Raw genomic sequence first — 20,005 nt, 5'->3', positions numbered from 1 at the left:
ATAAGGGTATCAGTGCGAAATCTCTGCTCTGTGGCTCTTGATTTGACACTTTAAAAATTAACTACTGTTGTGCCTGATTATGTTATTTCAGGTCCCCAGCATTTCGCACGTTTCCGTCGATTAAATAATAGTAATTTTCTATATTTTAAATGACGGGAGCGTTAAAGCATTTGTGTGAGTAATTATTATGTTAATTGAGAATGAAACGTTCTATTGGATTGGCGATAAACCAACAGAATATGAACTGGAAAATGTTATATATATTAATGATGTAGAATCGCTTCCGTTTGGTATGGGAGGCATGTTTTGTATAAATGTGTTGGAACCAAAGCAAGTTGATGGAATTCTTAACGCTTTTTACCAAAATGCAGGACGATGGAGTTGGTCTGTCTATACAACGATTGAAACGCCTTATTCTCGAAGTGTTAGTGATGGCATTTTTGATACAGCGACTTCTGTAAAAATATGGCAGAGCTCGCGAAGCCGTCTTGAATCGGTACCACAGGTAACATCGTTAGACCCTCTCATTGGTTGGCTTGGTATAAATAGAAACCGCAGATTAACGGCTATGAAGAGCCTTGAGTCATCTTCAATTTATACGTATCCACTGATAGAAGCGTTTTACCCTGATATTTACTCAACTTATCGCTATGTACTATCCGAAAAGACGCGAGATATATTAGAAAGTGAACAACTGATGGATCGTATTCGTGTCTGTACGCATTGCAACAGCGGTCACTTGAATTACGTAGAAGTTTGCCCTCAATGCAGCAGTATCGACATTGAATCTCAGAGTTCGCTCCATTGCTTTACTTGTGGTCACGTTGGGGAGCAACAGTCATTTCAACGCCGCGGTAAGTTGGAATGCCCAAAGTGTTTAACGCAATTAAGACACATTGGTGTGGACTACGACCGTCCTCTAGAGAATCACGTCTGTAATCAGTGCTCTAATCTTTTTGTTGAAGCTGCAACGATGAGCCAATGCCTGAGTTGTGATGAGAAGATGAAGGTTGATGATCTCGTTGTACGCAAGCTGTACCAATATCGTTTAGGTGAGGCTGGGGAATACATATTCCAGCACGGAAAGTCCGCTCAAGCTCCTGAACTCTCGATCAAAGGTAAGGTTGAGATCAGTTTCTTCCAGAACTTACTCGCGTGGCTAAATAAAGTCGCGATGCGCCATAAAGAACATCATCTGCTTTTGGGGTTACATCTCCCATCGTTAGATGAGTACGGAAAGCAGCACGGTGACGCCAAGCTTTTCTCCTTGATGGATCAATTGACTAAGCGTCTTAGTGAGATATTTAGAGATACGGATATCTGCTGCCAATTTAAGCAAGATGTGTTGCTGGTGCTCATGCCGAATACTGAAACGTCTAGCTTATCGGTATTGCAGAAGAAGCTCTCTGCTCTGGGAAGCCAAATTGAAGATGAAGAATTTGAACTCAATGTGTTCTCATGGGCACTGCCTCAAGCGAGCATTGAAGATGGCGTAGCCGTATGGTTAGAAACACTGGTCGGTGATGTTTATGCTGCAAGATAGTCTTGTTCTGCTCGATTATCTTCGTGGAATGCTACTTCACAATGAAGAGCTGTGGCTACTGCTATTTCCGGTCATGATTATTATCGAACTGCCCTTGTACCTGCTGGTATTAACGGGCATTTTTCGTTGGTCTTATAATCTGGAAGACGTTGAGTTGACGCAGTTTCCATCGATCAGTTTTGTCATTACTTGTTATGGCGAAGGGGATGCGATTGGAATCACCATCGACACTTTAGTTGAGCAAGTGTATCCGGGTCACATAGAAATTCTCGCCGTTGTAGATGGCGCGGTACAGAACCAAGATACTTACAAAGCTGCGTTGAACGGTGAACTACGTCACGCTGGAGTTCGCAACCGTAAAGTGCGTGTTATTCCGAAGTGGCAACGTGGCGGGCGAGTGTCGACTCTTAACGCCGGTTTATCCGTTGCTCAAGGCGAGATCGTGATTAACGTCGATGGCGATACCTCCTTTGATAACGACATGGTCTTTACCATGATGAAGCAGTTTACATCGAAAGATGTGATTGCAAGCGGAGGCGCGTTACGGGTTAGAAACCATGATGCCAATATTCTGACAAAAATGCAGTCCTTGGAATACATGTTGTCCATGCAAGCAGGCAAAACTGGGATGGCAAAATGGGGCGTATTAAATAATATTTCAGGCGCATTTGGGGCTTTTAGAAAAAATCTACTCAAACAAGTAGGTGGCTGGGATACGCATACAGCGGAAGATTTGGACTTAACCATGCGTTTAAAACAATATAAGCGACGTTACCCAAACAATAAGCTTGCTTTTGCTACCCATGCGATTGGTCATACAGATGTTCCTGACACTTTAAAGGGACTGGTAATGCAACGACTAAGATGGGATGGGGATTTACTTTTCTTATTTTTACGTAAGCACAATGAAGGGCTATCTCCGTCACTTTTAGGGTGGGGAAACTTCTTATTTACTCTAGCTTATGGTGTGGTTCAAAACGTCTTATTACCATTATTAGTTGTTATTTTTACGGTGTATATGCTCGTTGCATATCCGTTTAAATTTGTTTTAGCTCTAATGTTGTTGCTGTACTTAACGTATTTATTTCTCTCTCTAATCATATTTATTGTTTATATCGGGCTGGTGTCTGAGAGAAGAAAAGAAGACTTAAAATTTACGAAATGGCTATTTATATACCCCGTTTATCAGTTTTTCATGCGCCTAATAACGGCGTTTTCGATGGTGAATGAGGTAGTAAGACGCAGCCACGAAGAATCTAGTATGGCACCTTGGTGGGTATTGAAGCGAGGCAAAAAGTTTTAGTATGAAAGTTAACTTTCACTTAGATAAAAAGAACAAGCCACAATCTGAGAGTGGCATGAAAGTCGCCTACGGTCAGGCTAAGCGTGGAGGCTACCGACTTCGCTGGTATCTGATTTTGGCAATCGTCATCAGCCCGCTGCTATTCATGGCTTATTACTTGTTTAAGACGCAGATTTTAGTGACTGCGCCCGGTATCGTGACCTCTTATCCATTAACGATAACGGCAACGCAAGCTGCGATTGTTGGTCCTATTCCGGCGAATGTTGGTGATGAGGTCGATACAGGGCAATCTCTGGTTCTATTGGATGACAGAGCGCTGAACAAAGAAGTAGAGTTTTTACAAAAAGAGCTGGTTTTGTTATCGAATAACAAGGTGCAGAGTTCGGATGAGTTGCACCAACAAGCGATAGCCAATACGAAAACAAGCCTTGCTAAGGTGCAACAGATCCAGCAAAAGTATGACCAATTTAGAAAGAAAGGCCAGGTATCAGAAGTAGATTACGCTGCGGTGGTTAACGTAAGCAATGCCATTGATAGCCAATTAAGCGACCAAGAAATTGCTTACATTAATGCTAAACGTGATAGAGAGCAATTGGCGTTGGCGGGTCCGGTTGCACAGCAGTATCGAGCGTTAATGCAAGAGCTTGTCGTAAAGCGTGCCCAGCAAGAGAGCTTGACGTTTAGAGCACCGTTTAGTGGTCGAGTTTTGGATATTCATGTTCATGAAGGTCAGCGCGTTACAGAAAATGCACCATTATTGACGGTAGCTCAGAACGTAACGCCAGATATCACCGCGTTTTTAAACCCTAAGTATCTGGATTACAGTCAAAAAGGAACCAAAGCGAAGGTCATCTTCCCTGACGGTAAAAAGTTATCTGCGACAGTTTCAAGACCGGTCGAAGTGGTTAACAAGCTACCCCAAGAGCTGCAAAGCCCGTTTGAAGGTCAACCAGCGTACCTGAAAGTCACATTATCTTTTGACGAACCCGTAGAGCAAACGAGATGGATTGAGGGCGTTGAAGTGGAAGTTCGTTTTTAATTTAATGAGTTTGATAAGTGACAAAAGGGAGCAAATGCTCCCTTTTTCGATGAATATCGCGGAGAGACTCAACGCTTCGCGTAATCCAAAAATGCTTGAGTTAGCGATTGAAACAATGTATCAACAGTTGGTTTTTGTTCTATATGGTCGAATAGGGGAGTATGAACGTTGCCAAGAATATTATCGTTATGCCCGCACAGGCGATTACATAACTTTACTGGTTCAACGATTTTTTCTACGTCAGCATCAATGAGAATACAAGCTTGAGAGAGCACCACTTGTCCGCCACCTTTTTTCAACAATACACGCTGAGCCGTGCCCACCACTTTTTGCTTATTGATATTCAAGTTGTACTCACCATCACAGTAGGAGTTTGGCGTAGCGTGCACATCGACTTTCACTCCGAGTTGGTCGAAGAACATAGTCAACACTGAACACAAATCAAGATACGCTTTTTTGATGTCATAAGGCTGACCTTCTGGCCAGTGATAGATATGAGAGAGGTTAATGATCCCCGCTACTTGAGGAACAGGTGCGCCGCCAGTCTTTCTTGAAAATAGCTTCCAATTTGAGTCTGCGAGCCCTTCTTCCAGAGCCTCTGAAATCGCCCATTTTTTACCAGCTGGGAGCACTAAGGTTGGGCTTTTTACCTGCCATAGCATCAATACTTGTGACAGTTGACCCGATTGAACAAGTTTGATCAGTTCGTCTTCTTTACTAAAGACATCTGCGACTTCAATTGATTGGTAGCGAATCAGTTTGTTTTTGGAAGCCAAATTCAGTCCCTCTTTCTATCTACTCTTCAGTTTTACTCCCATCTGGCCAAAAAGCCAATCGCTAGACCATTTTTATTTCTTCTTAAATTACCACTTAAAACAGAAAGTTAACTTAAATAGTTTCAATCATACTTAGTATTACAATATTTACTTTTAATGCAAATGTTGCGTAAGCAATGATTGTTGTGTAATCTTTTGTCTGTACCGCACGACGCCTTATGCTTAACAAGAGAATATCGCTATGAAAAAGAAACTCAGTTTGCTTCATCGAATCAGTTCTATTAGTGCTTATCTGCTTATTATGAGCTTTTTCACCAGTACCGTATTGGTTGAGCTCTTTGGCGATCAGCATGCAATATTGGCAGTGAAAATCTATATATTTTACGCAATATGGGCGGTTGTGCCTTTGATGGCAACGGCTGGTATTACTGGTGCAAAGATGGCGCCTAATGCGACAAAAGGCCCACTAGCGGCAAAGAAAAAGCGCATGCCCTTCGTAGCGATGAACGGTGTTTTAGTTTTAATTCCAGCGGCGATTTACTTGCAGAGCTTAGCTGCAAGTGGACAGTTTGATACGACTTTCTATATCGTTCAGATAGTCGAGCTAATAGCGGGTTTCACTAACTTAACGTTGATGACCCTAAATATTCGTGATGCGAGAGCATTAAAGAGGCCAAGAAAAGTCACTAAACCGTCAGTTATGTAAAGCATAAAAATAATTTGTTGGTCATCGTCTGAGCGATAAATAGAATCCGCAGACTATTTAATTCTAAGGCGATGAAATTATGAAAAAGTTAATGACTGCTACAGCATTAGCAACGTTATTAACTGGCTGTGTGACTTTCCCAACACAAGAGTCCGAGCAAGTGAAAGTGATTTGGGATGATGCAAGTGCAATTGCGAACTGCCAACACCTAGGTACAGTAATGGGCTCTGAGGGTCACTTCTACGATTACTGGCTACACGCAGATAAAGACATGGTATGGGGGACGTTGAACCAGATGCGTATCAAAGCCGCTGACCTTGGTGCAGACACATTATACCTGTACCAACCGCTGGGTTTCTCTAGCTCAGTGACCATGTTCGCTAATGCGTATCAATGCCATAACTAATAAAAGCAGACCTTGAGGTCTGCTTTAGTTTTTGTGCAATCATCAATTTGTTATTTAATTCAAGCCTGCTGTTGCCATTGCGATTGCGTCAGTAAATGACACCGAGAATGCCTCATCGGTGTTTAACACTTTCGCTGGAAATTTCAGGCTAAGCTTCATTTCGGATGCGACTTCCGACTCGATACTGGTAATAAAAGTTCGTGTTTCTCCCGGACCAATCACCAGATCAGTTTCACTTTCTGGACCGAGTTCAGCGATCCCAACGGTTGCTAGGCCATTTCCTTCGCTGTCAACCAAGCTCAACATGGATTCTGATTTGTAGATAAGCTCACCTTTGTCTGTTTGGTATGCTCTAAACGTATTGAAGTTTGGCTGTAGTTCACCATCAGAGGTAAGGTTAGTCACAGAGAAGGTGACGTTAGATCCATCAAACTTCTCCACCCTTACCAGTACGTTAGCATCTTGATAACGTGCGGCCGCCGCTGCAGCTGCCATTTCTCTTTGTCTTTCTTTCTCACGTTCGATTTCTGCCGCACGTGCTTTTTCGGCCTCAATGCGTGCTTCTGCCATTGCGTACGACTTATCAACCATGGCTAATAGAGCAGGGATAGAGTAAGTGGATAGACCTTCTAAGTGATCAAAATCAATCTTGGCGTTGGTCGTCAGCTTATTGGTCGAGAACTGGCAATGTCCGTCGATAAGGCTGACAAACGCGACTTCAAACGTGTTTTGTAACTTGCTTACCTCAACGCCGGCTTTTTTGATGTTTGCCCGAACTGTGCTGATATCCTCCAACGACTTACTAGGTAGCAAACCATTTGGTGATACATCGTTTGAGACAGAGACAAGCTCTTCGGTGACAAATGGATTGTTCTCGGCTGGGACAACTGTTGTCACTAAGTTAGATTTGGTGATGTCCTCACCTAATAACACCGTCATTTTCTGTGAAACGGCGGTTTTGTTACCTGCTAGAACGTCACTACAGTTTGGTGAGTTGTTCGCGTGTGCGGTTTGCATAGTCGTGAGTGAAAGTACGGCGGACAGGCCTGCGATGACGAGTCCTTTCGATGGTTGATTGTTCATCCTGATAAACCCCTCTGTAATATGATGCGCTAAGCCGACGTGTACAAAACCAATCGTGATTGGTATAGCGACATTCAGAATGGTTGTCGTTAAGTCCTCGCTACAGTCATTTTTATAGAGAATGACTTGGATATCCGCCTTTTGACTTCTCGTCAGTAATAAGCCGTTCTGAGCGAAAAGTGTTTGAATTCACAGATCATGCTGCAAGGGCGATGTCTTTTTTTGAAAGATAGACGCAACTTTTCGAAGCTTCAAATTTGTGATCGAACTCAATTTTTTGCAACAGGGCGAGGATCAAAGCGAAAACAGACACTTAAGCTAGAGAGTTGATTTTGAGAGAAAAAAATATATTTTTTCGGGAACTTTTTGAAATGCTGCCTTTGAGACTTAATTCGCATCTCAAAGGCAGATATTTGGAAATGAAGAGGTTTTACAATGCCTTGAGCACCTCGGCTAAACGGTTCACGGCAATCGTCAGCTCTTCAGGTGTCGCATTAGTAAAGTTAAGGCGCAATGCCGCTTTTACTTCTGAGCCCTCAGGGTAGAACACTGGGCTCGGTACAACGGCAACACCATTCGCAAGCAGTGATTTTGCCAGTTCGAAGGTATCGCATTCTGGGATCTCCACCCACACGAACATACCGCCATCAACGGGCTTGAGGACGCAGCTTGCTGGAAGCTGTTTTTCTAGCTCTGCATACATCACATCGTAGCGAGACTTGTACAGTTCACAAATAGTGCTGATGTGGGTTTCAAAGTTGTCGTGCTGGAGTAGTCCATGTAGGAGCGCTTGCATTGGTACACTAGAGTGCAGATCTGCACCTTGCTTGATTTTTATTAGTGGTTCTAGATAACTGCTTTTGCCTGTTACCACACCGATGCGAAGACCCGGAGAGGCGATCTTAGAGGACGAACGCAGTACGATAGAGTTCTGTGGACAGAAATCAGAGACTAGTGGCAGTGCTTCACCAGAGAAACGAAGCTCTCGATAAGGGGCATCTTCAATAAATGCCACCTCGTATTGAATACAAAGTTCTGCTACTTTTTGACGCGTTTCTAGCGCCCAGCAAACCCCTGTTGGGTTATGGAAATCAGGCACCGCATAGAACATTTTCGGCTTTTGTTCAGCGAAGCATTGCTCTAGTTCTTCTAGGTTTGGACCGAATTCAGTTTGAGAAACGGTAACGATGTTCGCTTGAACCAAACCGAACACCTGCATTGCACCCAAGTAGCTTGGTGCTTCCATTACAACTTTGTCACCAGGATTAACATAAGCGCGTGCGATCAAATCTAACCCTTGTTGAGAGCCAGTGGTGATCATTGCGCTATGTGTTTCTGGCAACTGAAAGTAATCGTTTAAAAAGTTCAGAAGTGGAGCGTAACCTGCTGTCGAACCGTATTGGAAAACCTCTGGCATGTTCGCAAGGTTCTCTAATGTCGGTTTCATCAAATCGATTGGAAAAGTCTTTTCATCTGGCAAACCGCCAGCAAGCGAGATGACGTTTTTATCGCTAGCGGCTGCGAGGATCTCTCGAATATAGGATGACTTTACTTGTTGTAGTGACTGTGCGATTTCCATGTGTTGTGCTTCTCGTAATTCTCATTGTTATTCGAGAAATAGTACATGGTAATTGCCAATCTTGGTGTGTCCATTTATGCTGTTAAATATGTCCATTTATGCTATTTGAGTGAAATGCAAACTTATGAGTCAGCAACAGGTTTCCAGAATCAATGACGTACTGTTCTACATTCACCAAGACATTAGTAGAGAGTTATCCGCTAAAGAGCTGGCTGAGGTAGCGGCGTATTCTGAACAGCATTTCCACCGTATTTTTAAAGAGGTGGTGGGGGAGTCCATTCATCAATACATACGTCGTACGCGCATGGAGTACGCAGCAAACCAGTTAATGTTCGATACTAAGTCATCTGTGCTGGATATCGCTAACAAGTGTGGTTTCAGTTCGGTGTCTTCATTCAGTCGTGCTTTTAAAGCAACATTTGAACTGTCCCCCGGAGCTTGGCGTAAACATGATTTGCATGTCGCGGAAAAGCCGTATCTTAAAGACCCAGAAGTGGCGGCGGGTTACCATCGAGTGGCGAAGCGTGCTTTGCCTGAACCAAAGATCACCGAAGTGCCACAACGCTTTGCTGCTTATGTCCGTCATGAAGGTTATAACCGTTCCATCCGTAATGCATGGTTGGTACTAAAGGCGTGGGCGAACTCAGAGAATCGAGACTTTTCTACTCAATACGGCTTGCATCATTCTAACCCGGCGTGGGTAGAGCTCGATAAGTGCCGCTACGTAGCATGCATGGCGATTGATAAACCCCTTAAGTATCGCGGTGTTGTGAACCAGATGATCATTCCTGGAGGTTTACATGCGGTATTTCGCTTAACAGGCGTGTACGGTGAGTTACTACCGCAAATCAGTATGGTGCTAGAGAAATGGTTGCCAGATTCGGGCTTTAAGCAGCGCTCAACACCGGCGTATGTGCATTATCATAAAAATCATTTTCTGAATCACGAAGAAGCATTCGAGTTAGATTTTTATTTACCGATCAGTTTTTTCTGACGAGGAACAGCAAAGCCATATTGCTGGCTTTGCTGTTTGAGGATAGCTGCTTTATAGGTCAGCGTTAGTATCGCTACCTTCAGTAACATTTAACCCACTTTCGGATGTATAGATACTGAATGTTTCACCATCCACAATGCCTTCTTCTGAGTCATCGTTAGCGGTACAGGTGTAACCAATCGAGTAAGTGCCAGGTTCTACATAACCAAACTCATATTGATAAGTGGCACCTTCATCTTCTGTGGTCACATTCGCAGAAGCGATAGGGGCTTGAGACTCACTTGGGGCAAAAGACCCCATGTCTGCTTGCGCAATATCACCTTCGTAAAGATATACAGCGTGGGCGTAATCATTTCCTGAAGGGGTATCCGACATACAGTTATCATAAGTATTAATATCAACATTGCCACCGAGGTTACCAGTCGTAATCGTGTTGATTAGGCTGATTGACGTTCTTTGAATTGTATAACCTTCGTCTTTACCCGTTGCATCTTTTAAGCCTCGACGTAAATCGAACTCCACCACGTAATCGTTGTTGTCTGGATTGACTGCAAATTGGTTATTGAAAAAGAGTACGCCAGAATTAGGCTCATCGCTGACACCTTGTGGGCACTTACCGTTACCCTTTACCGTTAATGGCATTTGGTTTCCTGTGCCTTCTTCAACGACGTAAGATGGGTATTCAGGGTGGTCACCGTCGTTTGCAAAAACACACAGTTGGTAGTTACCAGTAGGGATCACTTCGTTATCAACGAGCTCCTGAGCATCACTGCCTTGGAAGTCTAATAAGTTCACACTCAATGGCAGCGGATCTTCTCCGTCCGGAAGAAGATTACCTTCTTCATCAGCGTAGTTGCCATCTTCATCAGTTTTGTAGACGTTGAAGATTTGAGGCTCGCCCTCACCAACAGGAAGAAACGCCACTTTGCTGTAGGTTACTACGACTTCAGAAACATCATCTATGGGCGCATCTGATACTGAAAGGGTAACGGGAGTAGTTGCGCTAACTGAACTGCTATCTGAGTTACATCCTGTCAGTGCAAATACCACAGCTGCGCTGACCAGGCTAATTTTAAAAGTGTTCATTTGTATTTCCTTTTTAATACAAAACTTATTAAATGTAGCTGAAATTTAGCAATAAACAGCGCTTTAATTGCTAGGTTATTGCAAGACAATGTCAGTATTAAGAATGAGAATATGTCGTTTGAACGAGTTAAGTAAAAATGTGCTCAAGTCGACGATTTGATGGCGGATGAAATGCTATGGTTATGAATAAGCGTTGCTCAATAAATGAGCAGCTTCTTTAACAAAAATACGCTCAGCCAAAGAGGTCTTTATGTTAGGCGAAAATCACTCACTAACTCATGAATTTCCGGAACATTTGGATACAATCACTCAACTTACGGCGAATGACGCTGACTTCGCTGAAAATGCTAAAAATTACAATACGCTTGATAAGGAAATCCGAGAACTCGAATTGCAAGGGAACCCTATTGACGATCATCAAATGAACACACTCAAACACAACCGTTCAGAGCTGAAAGATTGGCTTTACTCAAAAATTATGAGCGTGTAGTGATAACCTAGTACTGCATTAATGGCGGCTCGAACATTCGGGCCGTTTGTGTTTCTGAGTTTTAACCAACGGGTAGATGTCCAGTTTTTACCCAGATAACCGTTTCTTGAATAACAAAAGGAAAGTGCTCACTCATATGTGGGCTGCGCAGCCACGTGTGTTTTGGATAATTACCAAACTCATCATTGAACTCCCCGGATAGTACGAGGATCTCCTCGCCACCAAAATGACGGTGTGGTTGAAACTTTTCACCTTTTGGCCACTTTACCAATGCAACGTGCTCGTGCTCAAAGTTGTGCAGTGGCATGACTTGCAGTCCACCAATCCCCGGCAACCATTCAGCTTGACTGGTATTAATACGCACCGTTTCGAGATCGTTGGGATCAAACTGGTTCAGTTTTACTAAGAGCACGCAGCCTTTCTTGCTAAAAGGTGCGTGTTTACTTCCTGGAGGGTTACGTAGGTAAGTACCTGCCGGATAGTCCCCATACTCGTCAGAAAATACGCCCTCAAGTACCAATATCTCCTCTCCACATGGGTGAGGGTGCGTAGCAAACTTCGAGTTTGGTTCGTACTTCACCAAGCTGGTGGTATGCCCTGACTCTTTCGCCTCTCGCTCTAATGGTTTGCGCCATACACCCGCCGCAGGGCTGGCTACCCAATCTTGATCAGAGGCTCTGATAACCAGTCTTTTTGAAAAGTCCATATTTAACATATTGAAATACCGAGTGATTATGAAGAGTGAGTCCAAGTGGGATTCATAATGATATTGAATGAATTGTAGATAACGCTTTCACAAGAGGAAATGTATTTTTCTGTTACATTTTCTTACATTCTCCTTGTTGAATACGAATTGTTATATTATAACATTGCGAAAATCTAAACGTTATAACATAACAATAAACAAGGAAAATGCAGTGAATAAAAAATTGGTCTCTCTAGCGGTTGGTAGTTTGTTTGTCTCCCCAGTGTTTGCAGATACACTTTCGAATCCTCAGATTGGAGTGGTACTAGACGGTTACTATCAAGATGGTCAGCGTCATAACTCAGAGCGCGAAGAGGGTTTTGGTCTTGGCCATACTGAATTAAATATGTCAGCAAACATTGATGACAAGTTTCATGGTGCACTGACGGCAGTACTAGAAAGCCATGGTGATGAGACAGAGTTTGTTTTAGAAGAAGCATTCATCGAAACACTCGCACTTCCTTACGGTTTGAATGTGCGTGCTGGTCGATTCCTGTCTGACTTTGGTTACCTGAATAATCAACACATGCATACCGACAGCTTTGTTGAGCGCCCAATCGCTTACCGCACGTTCCTAGGTTCGCATTATTACGATGATGGTGTTCGCGCAAACATCGTGTTGCCAACGGATCTATACGTAAAGTTTGGTGCTGAGGCGCTAAGCGGTAGCAAGATGTCTTCAGTTGAAGATGGCTCTGAAGTTGGCGTTTACACGACGACGCTGAAGCTAGGTAGTGATTTCTCTGAATCATCTAGTTGGCAGTTTGGCTTGAGCTACTTGTACAACAAAAATGGTAAAGTGAAAGAGTTCGAAGATCACGACCACGGTCATGAAGAAGAGCATGGTCACGACCATAGCCATGCAGCAGCAATAACGGGTGAGAACCTTTACGGCGCTGACTTTGTATGGAAATGGGCACCAGATGGTAACTACAAGTACAGCAACTTCACGCTATCTGCAGAATACATGTTGCTTGACGGTGTGGTAGACAGCAAGTTCAAAGATGACGCGGAATCTCCAGACAACCTTACCGCATACTACGTATCGGGTGTTTACCGCTTTAATCCAAGCTGGTCAGCAGGCCTGCGTTACGGTGAAGCAGAAAGCTACGACGGCCACGCACACGGTGACCACATGCATTTCACGGCACTAAACGATAAAGAGATGGATGCGATGATCGCATGGGATTCGTCTCACTTCGGTACTATCCGTGCGCAATACTCTCGTATTGATAACCAAGACAGCGAAACAGACAACGTATTCACACTGCAATACGTGATGACGTTTGGAGCGCACGGTGCACATGCGTTCTAAGCTGACGTTAAGAAAATGCAGTTTAGCAATGATGGCGGCGGGGGCTGCCATCATTGCTTCACCTGCTTTGGCTCTCAACATCTTCGTTTGTGAGCCAGAATGGAAAGCCTTTCTGGAAAGCCATGCGCCAGACGCCAGCATTTATTCAGCGACAACGGCTAAGCAAGACCCACATTACGTACAAGCTCGCCCTTCATTGATTGCCAAGATGCGCCAAGCGAACATGGCTATGTGCTCGGGGGCAGAATTAGAAGTCGGGTGGTTACCGATGCTGCAAGTTCGTAGCAGCAATGCAGCGGTGCAAAATGGTGCGCCGAGCATGATCTATGCGACGGATTTCGTGCGCATGCTAGATACTTATGATCACGTTGACCGTAGCATGGGAGATATACACGCTCACGGTAATCCACACGTCCAATTTGCAGCTAACGATATGATTCCGCTCTCACGTGCGATCACTGAGCGATTGAAAACCATCGATCCAGACAACGCCCACACGTACCAATTTAATGGCATGAAGTTCCGCGCTCATTGGCGTAAAAAGCTCGATGAATGGAATGAGAAAGCTGCTGTTTTGAAAGGTAAGCAAGTTGTCGGCTATCACGCGACGTATCGTTACTTGTACGATTGGCTCGGAATGAAGCAGATTGCCGATCTCGAACCTAAACCGGGCATTTCACCGACCACATCTCACCTGCAATCACTCACCAAGTTAAATGCCGACAGCTTTGATGCGATTGTTTACTCATCTCATCAGGATCAGCGCCCTGCGAACTGGTTGCAGCAGCACACTAACAAGCCTGTGATTCAACTGCCATTGACCGTTTCTAAGGGGGAGAGCTTGGATGAAATGTACGATCAAGTCATTGGCGATTTACTGGATGTGTTAGTGCAGCCTGTACCAGTGAAGATCTAAGCCATGGCAGATTATGCATGGCTTTTACCTGCGGTGTTGTGTGGTTTAATTGCGTTAGTCGGCAACATCGTACTGGGGCAGCAAGTTCTTAATCGTCAGATCATCTTTATTGATTTGGCGGTGGCGCAAGTCGCGGCATTGGGGGCTGCACTAAGTCATTATTGGTTGAGCCAATACGCGCTGTTCTCAGGTTCATTCTTTGGTGAAATGATTGGCCCTTGGGTGATGTCTTTGATGCTTTGTGGACTGATTGCTTTGATGGAGAAACGATACCAACAGCATTTGGAACCCATGATAGGTAGCTTGTTTGTGGTGTCTGCATCGCTGGCGATACTGCTGGTGAGCAAAGACCCGCATGGCGGAGACTTTATTCAAGGTATCCTTAATGGGCAGCTGTTATGGGCGACTTGGGCTGACGTTTGGCCTTTGGCATTGATTACCGCTGCGATGTTGCTGTTGGTATGGTTAAAACCTGCGTTTATGCTGGGCAGTGGTTTCTATCTGATCTTTGCTATCTTGATGCCTATTACGGTCAAGTTAACTGGTATCTATTTGGAGTTTGCCTTGTTGGTGATTCCAGCTTTATGTGCGGCTGCATTAAAGGGAACTCGTTTCTTTGTCGCCAGTATCAGCATCGGTATGGTTGGGATCATATCTGGCATTGCAGCATCGGCTCGTTACGACTTACCAAGTGGGGCGAGTATCGTGATCACCCTGTTTATCGCGGGTATGTTGTTTAATCTCTTGCTTCAGCCTTGGTTGCAAAAAGCGCAATCTGAGTGTGAAGAGCGAGAAGAAATCGCACAATGATAAAAAGGCTCCGCGTTAACGGAGCCTTTTGTTTAGCACTGCTTTTTCTTATTAGTAACTGCATGATGCGTTACTTGATTGCCTGATAACTCAGCTCTAAAACCCGAATTACTCTACTTCTTGCTATCTTAGCAAGGTTTGAAGATAGGGAGCGTCTGAGGCTTGATGGAATCTGTCAAAGTGTTATCCAGCGCAGGGAATAATTGGTTTATCCCTATTTCAGACAGTCCTAACCACGCCATTAAGCTCGCATGAAGTTGGTCTGAAGATATGGTTGGAATCACTCGCCCACGGGAGAGTAGATAAGGGCTCTCGTCAGATAAATCTGGGTACTCACCTACAATCGCTTTTCCTGCCACACTGCCACCCATCACTAATGCATGGCTTGCCCAACCGTGGTCAGTGCCATCGGTGCCATTTGGGATTAGGGTTCGGCCAAACTCTGAATGGGTGAAGGTCGTGACTTGATCAAATAAGCTGTGATTCTCTAAAGCTAATTGAAATGCCGCCATCGCTTCTGCCAACTCTTTCAATAGGCCAGTTTGGCGGCTGATCTGTGCAGAGTGGGTATCGAATCCGCCCAACTTGCAACTGAAGTACTGAGCAGGATGTTGGAACTGATCTTTGTGTAGAATCAGCTTAAACACCGCTTTCAATTGTTGACCAATTCGGGTCTCAGGGAAGACATCGGCGATCTCTGAATTTAGAATTGCACTGAACTGCTCATACATTCTGGTTGAATCCACCGCGACGCCAGCATAATGAGACTGAAAAACGTTACCGTAGTTGCCCCCGCTTTGCAGCCGATCAAACAGATCTCTTGAGCGCTGATCATTGAAGATATCGCTTGGTGGTTTAGATCCCACCGAGTTAGATTGTGCCTCAATACAGTTGGTCCAAACTTGTGTACCACCAATATCAAACATGGGTGACAAGTCGTTTAAGTTACGTAGCATCGAGCCTAGTTCAGTGGATGTTTTTGCACCGAAGCCATCTTTTGATAGTGACTTGGTGGCATGGGATTGAACCATGGTGGATTGATGTGAGTGGCTGAACAGGTGAGCCGGGCGCGTACTTTCGTCATAAAGCATGTTGTTCACGCGTTGTGTCAACGGACCTAGGTTAATCACAGGCACTAGGTTCGAGCTGTCCCAATAGGGCTTAAGGGCCGCCATAGCGGGGTTGAGTGCCAACTTAGCAGCATCGTTGACTGCGTCTAAGTAGATACAACTGGTTTCATCCAAAGCCAAATTGCCACGCAGCGCGCGATACTGGCTGTTGGCATTAGAAGCCGTCGGGATCAGCATGTTGTAGCCATCATTGCCGCCAGCAAGGTCAATACCGACCACGGCACGATAACCGCTTTGGCATTGGTTAAATGAGTCAGCAAAAGCAGGAAACGCAGTAAGGTTAAGCGCAGAGATCCCCACACCAGCGGAACTTGCTTGTAAAAATCGACGTCGAGTTAAGTTCATGATGATTACCCCTGTGTGATGAATTCTGGTGAAAGCAGTGCGTTCATAACGAGATTCTTAATCTCCTTGCGCCATTTAGATTGACGACTTGGGCACAGAGCGAGGTAATCGAGATAGCATTGGCGCGCTTGCTCACTCATTTGGTAAGCAAACAAGTGTTGGTTAAGGTAATCCACGACACCTTCATCATCGAATGCAAGGTATAGGGTGAACAGTTTTTCATCCATGTACCAATCTTTGGCTTCTTCCTCAAAACGAGCAACAAGCTCACGGAACTGAATCCCGTATTGATAGATGTCGTGCCATTGATACACATTGAATTCTGGCGCAACCAAACCAGTAAAATTAGGATGGTTTGGCGCATCATCAGGTTGGTAGTAATAGAACACCGATGGGGCTGACAGGGGTAAGGTGCGATTATACCAGTTGAACTGTTTTGGCCACATTATCACACCATCGCGTCGTTTGACTTGCAGAGCACGCATAGCATGAGTAAACACAGAAAGTGGGTCACGCAATTTACCCACAGAATTACCGGAGCGAAGGGCATCTTTGTCGGTCAAAATTGCAATAATCAAGGTTTGCATGTCACCATCTGAGCGCTTGAATGCACGACGGACACGACGAATATAACCCGCTCTAGGGTTGCTAGTTACAAGCTTGTTGATGAAGAACTTGGTCACAAAAGTATACAGAGTACTTTGATTCATCAAATGCTCAATGACCGCTTCCAGTTCGGCTTCTGCACCCACACCGGCAGGGAAGGTTTTACCAAGAATGTGCTTCTCGCCCATATCGTGTTCACCACGAGGCTCCATCGGTTGGCTATATTTGTCGTTACCGCGAATATCGATGAACTTCCAACCAGTAAATACGCGCGCTAATTCTTCGATGTCTTCTTGGGTATAGGTCGCGATTTCATTACCTTCTGCATCCAAACGGACATCACCGTTGTTCTGCAATTTGACTGGCCCAAGAGTAAAAAGCTGAAGCAGCTCTCGTGCGTAGTTTTCATCTGGCGCCGTGAGCTCATTAGAAACGTTGTTCACGAAGGTTAGGTACTCACCCATGATTGGGGATTTCGATACAAAACGAATCACATCACGGAAGTTAGCGAAGGCATTATCGAGCAGTCCATCGAAGTAATTGCACATGTAACGGCGCTTAGACGCGGCACTAAACGCAGGGTCCTTCACACTGACCACAAACAGCTGAGAAAGCGTGTAAGCAATGCGTTGGCGCAGAATGTCTTTTCCTTCCACCGTCATACGCGTCCAACTGCTCGCGTAATACAAGCCTTGGCCTAAGTCGGGTACGTTGAGTTCATCTTGCTCAAAGTGAGTGAGCCAAGAAGAGGGGGGAATAAGCGTTTGTTGAGCAACCCAGTTTTCAATGCTTCCTGATTGAACAAGGTCATTAATGTCACGTTGGGATGGCCCGAACGTGCATTGTTGCAGCGTTCTTGCTGCATCTATGTAAGCCTGATTCATTTTATCTCCCGTAGGTATTCTTATCATTGTCAGGTACGGTGTGTTTTCTTACGTCCTGTTTAAAAACACGCTGTATCTTTAAAATCGTAATCCAGAATGTTGATAACAAAAATGTAATACCGATAGGTTTACTGTGACTTTGCTGCACAATATAGGAATTAGTCCGGTGAGCTTTTAAAGAAAGGAAAGTAAATCCACGTTCGAGTTATGAATTGACTGAGAAACATAACCAGAACGGTGACACAAACGTGCTATTTGGCAAACCATCATCAAGTTGTCTTGATTAGTTCACATCCGACTCCCAGACTGTTTCTATAGTTTTTATAAGATATGAAAGACCCTGCGTACGAGAAGCACAGCTGTAACGCGACTATGCATAAAAACAACAAACGCTAGGGATTAAAGCGAATTTGTAATCTCAACATTTAAGGAAGACCAAGATGAAACCGGAAAAAGTAGCAGTAGTCACTGGTGCGGCGCGTGGTATTGGCCAAGCTATTTGTGAGCAATTACTGGAGGATGGATTCCACGTTGTCGGGCTAGACATATCGCCTGTGGAATGGAGACAGTCGGCGCAGTTAAGCAGTTATCAAGTCAACTTGTGCGATGCCGCGGCCGTTAGTGAAGTGGTAGACAGTATTGTAGAGCAGCATGGAAGAATCGATGCGTTGGTTAACAATGCAGGCATCACTCGCGATGCACTGTTGCCAGACATGTTAGAGCAAGATTGGGACAGCGTAATTGATGTGAACTTAAAAGCGGTGTTCTTACTCACTCAACGCGTTGCTCCTGTGATGTTAGAGCAGGGCGCAGGTAGCATTGTCAGCATTTCTTCTATCGTGGGTACGGATGGCAACATCGGCCAGAGTAACTACGGCGCAAGTAAAGGCGGCGTAATCTCGATGAGCAAAGGTTGGGCGAAAGAGCTATCAAGAAAGGGCGCACAGATCCGCGTCAACTGTGTTGCGCCAGGCTTTATCGCCACCGACATGACCAAGAACCTGCCAGAAAAAGTGATTCAAATGATGGAGGGTAAAACCCCATTGGGCCGAATGGGCTCAGTGCAAGACATTGCTAATGGCGTCTCCTTCTTAACCTCCGACAAGAGCGCCTACATCACAGGCCAAGTACTCAAGATTGATGGTGGCTTAGTGCTTTAGCCGACGAACTAAACCTCAAATAACAAACGCCCTTCATCTGTGTGAAGGGCATTTTTTGTGAGACAGCGTTATTGGGTTTTGGGCATGCTGTTGCTCCATCAGGAGTTAGAAACAGGTACTGTCCCCGTATCGAATATTAGTTTGTAACAATTGTACGAATAATACCCTCAATTTGAACTTAAGAGATTCAACTTTACATTTACACTTTTTAAGTGATTGATTTAATGGGAAATAAAATTTAATAAAGAAATACATATCTATTATTCTTACATGGTGTATAGTGTCGCCAGCTCAAGCAGTGAGCTATTGATAATCTATTTAGTTCAAGATCTTCTCAGTTTTTTTCGATTAAATTCGACATATCTATCCTGCGATACCTTATTCTTCATTCCTTATTTAGTAGCTTTCTTTTTAATTCAATTAGTGTATCGAGATTTATTATGTCAAATAAAACAACTGGTTCAGTAAAATGGTTTAACGAATCTAAAGGCTTTGGATTTATCACCCCTGATAACGGCGGTGCTGACCTATTCGTTCATTTCAAATCAATTGTTAATGAAGGCTTCAAAACATTATCTGAAGGCCAAAAGGTTTCTTTTAATGTAGAGCAAGGTAACAAAGGCCCTCAGGCGGGCAACGTTACTTTAGTGTAAGAAATTTTTAAAGGTCTCTTCGGAAGATGAGACCTTTTTTCTTTAAATTTAATCAGGATTCCGAAGACTAGAAAACGAATTAAAATAAGCTTTTGGATCGATAAGGTAAGAAGTTAAATGAGAAAACCAGTAAGAAAATCAAACAAGAAAACACAGAAAAATAACTTCGAAGAACGATTCGCAGCGATGGTAAAAGAATATCAAGAAGCGAAAGAAATTCTAGAGTCTATGACTGAAGGTTCATCAGAATATATGGCTCAGAAAAAACTATGCGATAAGCTTTTTGCAAATGCTGAACGATACATCAATAAAAAATAATAAATTGAAATGGTTTTACTCTAGTCTGTATAAGGTCATCTAAACTGATTTTACTAAGAATAGCGGTTTTAATGACCTACTTAGCATCAATTTTCTAAGTGGTATATTGGTATTGATT

General features: G+C 44.0%; 20 protein-coding genes. 13 read left to right on the top strand and 7 right to left on the bottom strand.

What is annotated here, in order from left to right:
• Positions 1 to 187 precede the first annotated feature (187 nt).
• From ACTS60_RS18575 to ACTS60_RS18565, 3 genes are read left to right on the top strand one after another with little or no spacing between them, the layout of a single operon-like run.
• Positions 188 to 1,543: a diguanylate cyclase domain-containing protein gene (locus ACTS60_RS18575; RefSeq protein ID WP_440889447.1), complete on the top strand. Its 1,356-nt coding sequence runs from the start codon at positions 188 to 190 to the stop codon at positions 1,541 to 1,543.
• The gene (locus tag ACTS60_RS18570) at positions 1,530 to 2,846 is read left to right on the top strand and encodes a glycosyltransferase family 2 protein (protein WP_440889446.1); all 1,317 of its coding nucleotides are present in this window, start codon (positions 1,530 to 1,532) and stop codon (positions 2,844 to 2,846) included. The genes ACTS60_RS18575 and ACTS60_RS18570 overlap by 14 nt, the downstream gene beginning before the upstream one ends.
• 1 nt (position 2,847) lies before the next feature.
• A complete protein-coding gene (locus tag ACTS60_RS18565) occupies positions 2,848 to 3,885 on the top strand; it encodes an HlyD family secretion protein (RefSeq protein WP_440889445.1) in 1,038 nt (345 codons plus the stop codon).
• Positions 3,886 to 3,953: 68 nt separating this feature from the next.
• On the opposite strand, the gene ACTS60_RS18560 is transcribed toward ACTS60_RS18565, so the two are convergent.
• Positions 3,954 to 4,661, bottom strand: a complete 708-nt coding sequence (locus ACTS60_RS18560; protein WP_440889444.1) for a lipoate--protein ligase family protein — start codon at positions 4,659 to 4,661, stop codon at positions 3,954 to 3,956.
• A gap of 241 nt (positions 4,662 to 4,902) precedes the next feature.
• On the opposite strand from ACTS60_RS18560, the gene ACTS60_RS18555 reads away from it, so the two are divergent.
• Together ACTS60_RS18555 and ACTS60_RS18550 are read left to right on the top strand one after the other, a co-directional pair.
• A complete protein-coding gene (locus ACTS60_RS18555; RefSeq protein ID WP_440889443.1) occupies positions 4,903 to 5,367 on the top strand; it encodes a hypothetical protein in 465 nt (154 codons plus the stop codon).
• A gap of 79 nt (positions 5,368 to 5,446) precedes the next feature.
• On the top strand, positions 5,447 to 5,773 hold the full coding sequence (locus ACTS60_RS18550; RefSeq protein WP_440889442.1) for a DUF4156 domain-containing protein: 327 nt from the start codon (positions 5,447 to 5,449) through the stop codon (positions 5,771 to 5,773).
• A gap of 54 nt (positions 5,774 to 5,827) precedes the next feature.
• On the opposite strand, the gene ACTS60_RS18545 is transcribed toward ACTS60_RS18550, so the two are convergent.
• Both ACTS60_RS18545 and ACTS60_RS18540 read right to left on the bottom strand, forming a co-directional pair.
• Positions 5,828 to 6,856: a hypothetical protein gene (locus ACTS60_RS18545; protein ID WP_440889441.1), complete on the bottom strand. Its 1,029-nt coding sequence runs from the start codon at positions 6,854 to 6,856 to the stop codon at positions 5,828 to 5,830.
• Between the two features lie 430 nt (positions 6,857 to 7,286).
• Positions 7,287 to 8,435 (bottom strand): PLP-dependent aminotransferase family protein, encoded by a 1,149-nt coding sequence (locus tag ACTS60_RS18540; RefSeq protein ID WP_440889440.1) that lies wholly within the window; start codon positions 8,433 to 8,435, stop codon positions 7,287 to 7,289.
• Between the two features lie 124 nt (positions 8,436 to 8,559).
• Between ACTS60_RS18540 and ACTS60_RS18535 the strand changes: the two genes are divergently transcribed.
• Complete coding sequence (locus ACTS60_RS18535) at positions 8,560 to 9,429, top strand: AraC family transcriptional regulator (RefSeq protein ID WP_440889439.1); 870 nt, start codon at positions 8,560 to 8,562, stop codon at positions 9,427 to 9,429.
• A gap of 51 nt (positions 9,430 to 9,480) precedes the next feature.
• Here the strand turns inward: ACTS60_RS18535 and ACTS60_RS18530 are convergent, their stop codons facing one another.
• A complete protein-coding gene (locus ACTS60_RS18530) occupies positions 9,481 to 10,515 on the bottom strand; it encodes a DUF4382 domain-containing protein (protein ID WP_440889438.1) in 1,035 nt (344 codons plus the stop codon).
• Between the two features lie 250 nt (positions 10,516 to 10,765).
• Here ACTS60_RS18530 and ACTS60_RS18525 point away from each other — a divergent pair, with 250 nt between their 5' ends.
• Positions 10,766 to 11,005 carry a YdcH family protein gene (locus ACTS60_RS18525; RefSeq protein ID WP_010452898.1) on the top strand — a complete coding sequence of 80 codons (240 nt, stop codon included), beginning with the start codon at positions 10,766 to 10,768 and terminating at the stop codon, positions 11,003 to 11,005.
• 61 nt (positions 11,006 to 11,066) lie between these two features.
• Here ACTS60_RS18525 and ACTS60_RS18520 read toward each other — a convergent pair whose 3' ends face one another.
• Positions 11,067 to 11,720 carry a cupin domain-containing protein gene (locus tag ACTS60_RS18520; protein WP_409387594.1) on the bottom strand — a complete coding sequence of 218 codons (654 nt, stop codon included), beginning with the start codon at positions 11,718 to 11,720 and terminating at the stop codon, positions 11,067 to 11,069.
• Between the two features lie 202 nt (positions 11,721 to 11,922).
• Here ACTS60_RS18520 and ACTS60_RS18515 point away from each other — a divergent pair, with 202 nt between their 5' ends.
• Genes ACTS60_RS18515 through ACTS60_RS18505 form a run of 3 tightly spaced genes read left to right on the top strand, consistent with a single transcriptional unit; the run spans position 11,923 to position 14,791 of the window.
• Positions 11,923 to 13,065 (top strand): hypothetical protein, encoded by a 1,143-nt coding sequence (locus tag ACTS60_RS18515; RefSeq protein WP_440889437.1) that lies wholly within the window; start codon positions 11,923 to 11,925, stop codon positions 13,063 to 13,065.
• Positions 13,055 to 13,981 carry a metal ABC transporter solute-binding protein, Zn/Mn family gene (locus tag ACTS60_RS18510; protein WP_440889604.1) on the top strand — a complete coding sequence of 309 codons (927 nt, stop codon included), beginning with the start codon at positions 13,055 to 13,057 and terminating at the stop codon, positions 13,979 to 13,981. Before ACTS60_RS18515 ends, ACTS60_RS18510 begins: the two co-directional genes overlap by 11 nt.
• A 3-nt stretch (positions 13,982 to 13,984) precedes the next feature.
• On the top strand, positions 13,985 to 14,791 hold the full coding sequence (locus ACTS60_RS18505) for a metal ABC transporter permease (protein ID WP_440889436.1): 807 nt from the start codon (positions 13,985 to 13,987) through the stop codon (positions 14,789 to 14,791).
• A gap of 128 nt (positions 14,792 to 14,919) precedes the next feature.
• On the opposite strand, the gene ACTS60_RS18500 is transcribed toward ACTS60_RS18505, so the two are convergent.
• Together ACTS60_RS18500 and ACTS60_RS18495 are read right to left on the bottom strand one after the other, a co-directional pair.
• Entirely contained in the window at positions 14,920 to 16,266 is a 1,347-nt protein-coding gene (locus ACTS60_RS18500; RefSeq protein WP_440889435.1) for a DUF1501 domain-containing protein, read from the bottom strand.
• Between the two features lie 5 nt (positions 16,267 to 16,271).
• Positions 16,272 to 17,756, bottom strand: coding sequence for a DUF1800 family protein (locus ACTS60_RS18495; protein WP_440889434.1), 1,485 nt, complete (start codon positions 17,754 to 17,756; stop codon positions 16,272 to 16,274).
• Positions 17,757 to 18,196: 440 nt separating this feature from the next.
• Here ACTS60_RS18495 and ACTS60_RS18490 point away from each other — a divergent pair, with 440 nt between their 5' ends.
• The 3 genes from ACTS60_RS18490 (at position 18,197) to ACTS60_RS18480 (ending at position 19,887) form a co-directional block, all read left to right on the top strand.
• A complete protein-coding gene (locus ACTS60_RS18490) occupies positions 18,197 to 18,916 on the top strand; it encodes a beta-ketoacyl-ACP reductase (protein ID WP_440889433.1) in 720 nt (239 codons plus the stop codon).
• Between the two features lie 440 nt (positions 18,917 to 19,356).
• Positions 19,357 to 19,569, top strand: coding sequence for a transcription antiterminator/RNA stability regulator CspE (cspE, locus tag ACTS60_RS18485; RefSeq protein ID WP_038886439.1), 213 nt, complete (start codon positions 19,357 to 19,359; stop codon positions 19,567 to 19,569).
• Between the two features lie 117 nt (positions 19,570 to 19,686).
• Positions 19,687 to 19,887, top strand: coding sequence for a hypothetical protein (locus ACTS60_RS18480; protein WP_440889432.1), 201 nt, complete (start codon positions 19,687 to 19,689; stop codon positions 19,885 to 19,887).
• The last annotated feature ends 118 nt before the right edge of the window (positions 19,888 to 20,005 follow it).

Source organism: Vibrio sp. WZ-1 (assembly GCF_052037695.1).
Classification (GTDB): domain Bacteria; phylum Pseudomonadota; class Gammaproteobacteria; order Enterobacterales; family Vibrionaceae; genus Vibrio.
The sequence above is the reverse complement of the archived record's forward strand: the minus strand, read 5'-3'. Positions and strand labels throughout refer to the sequence as shown.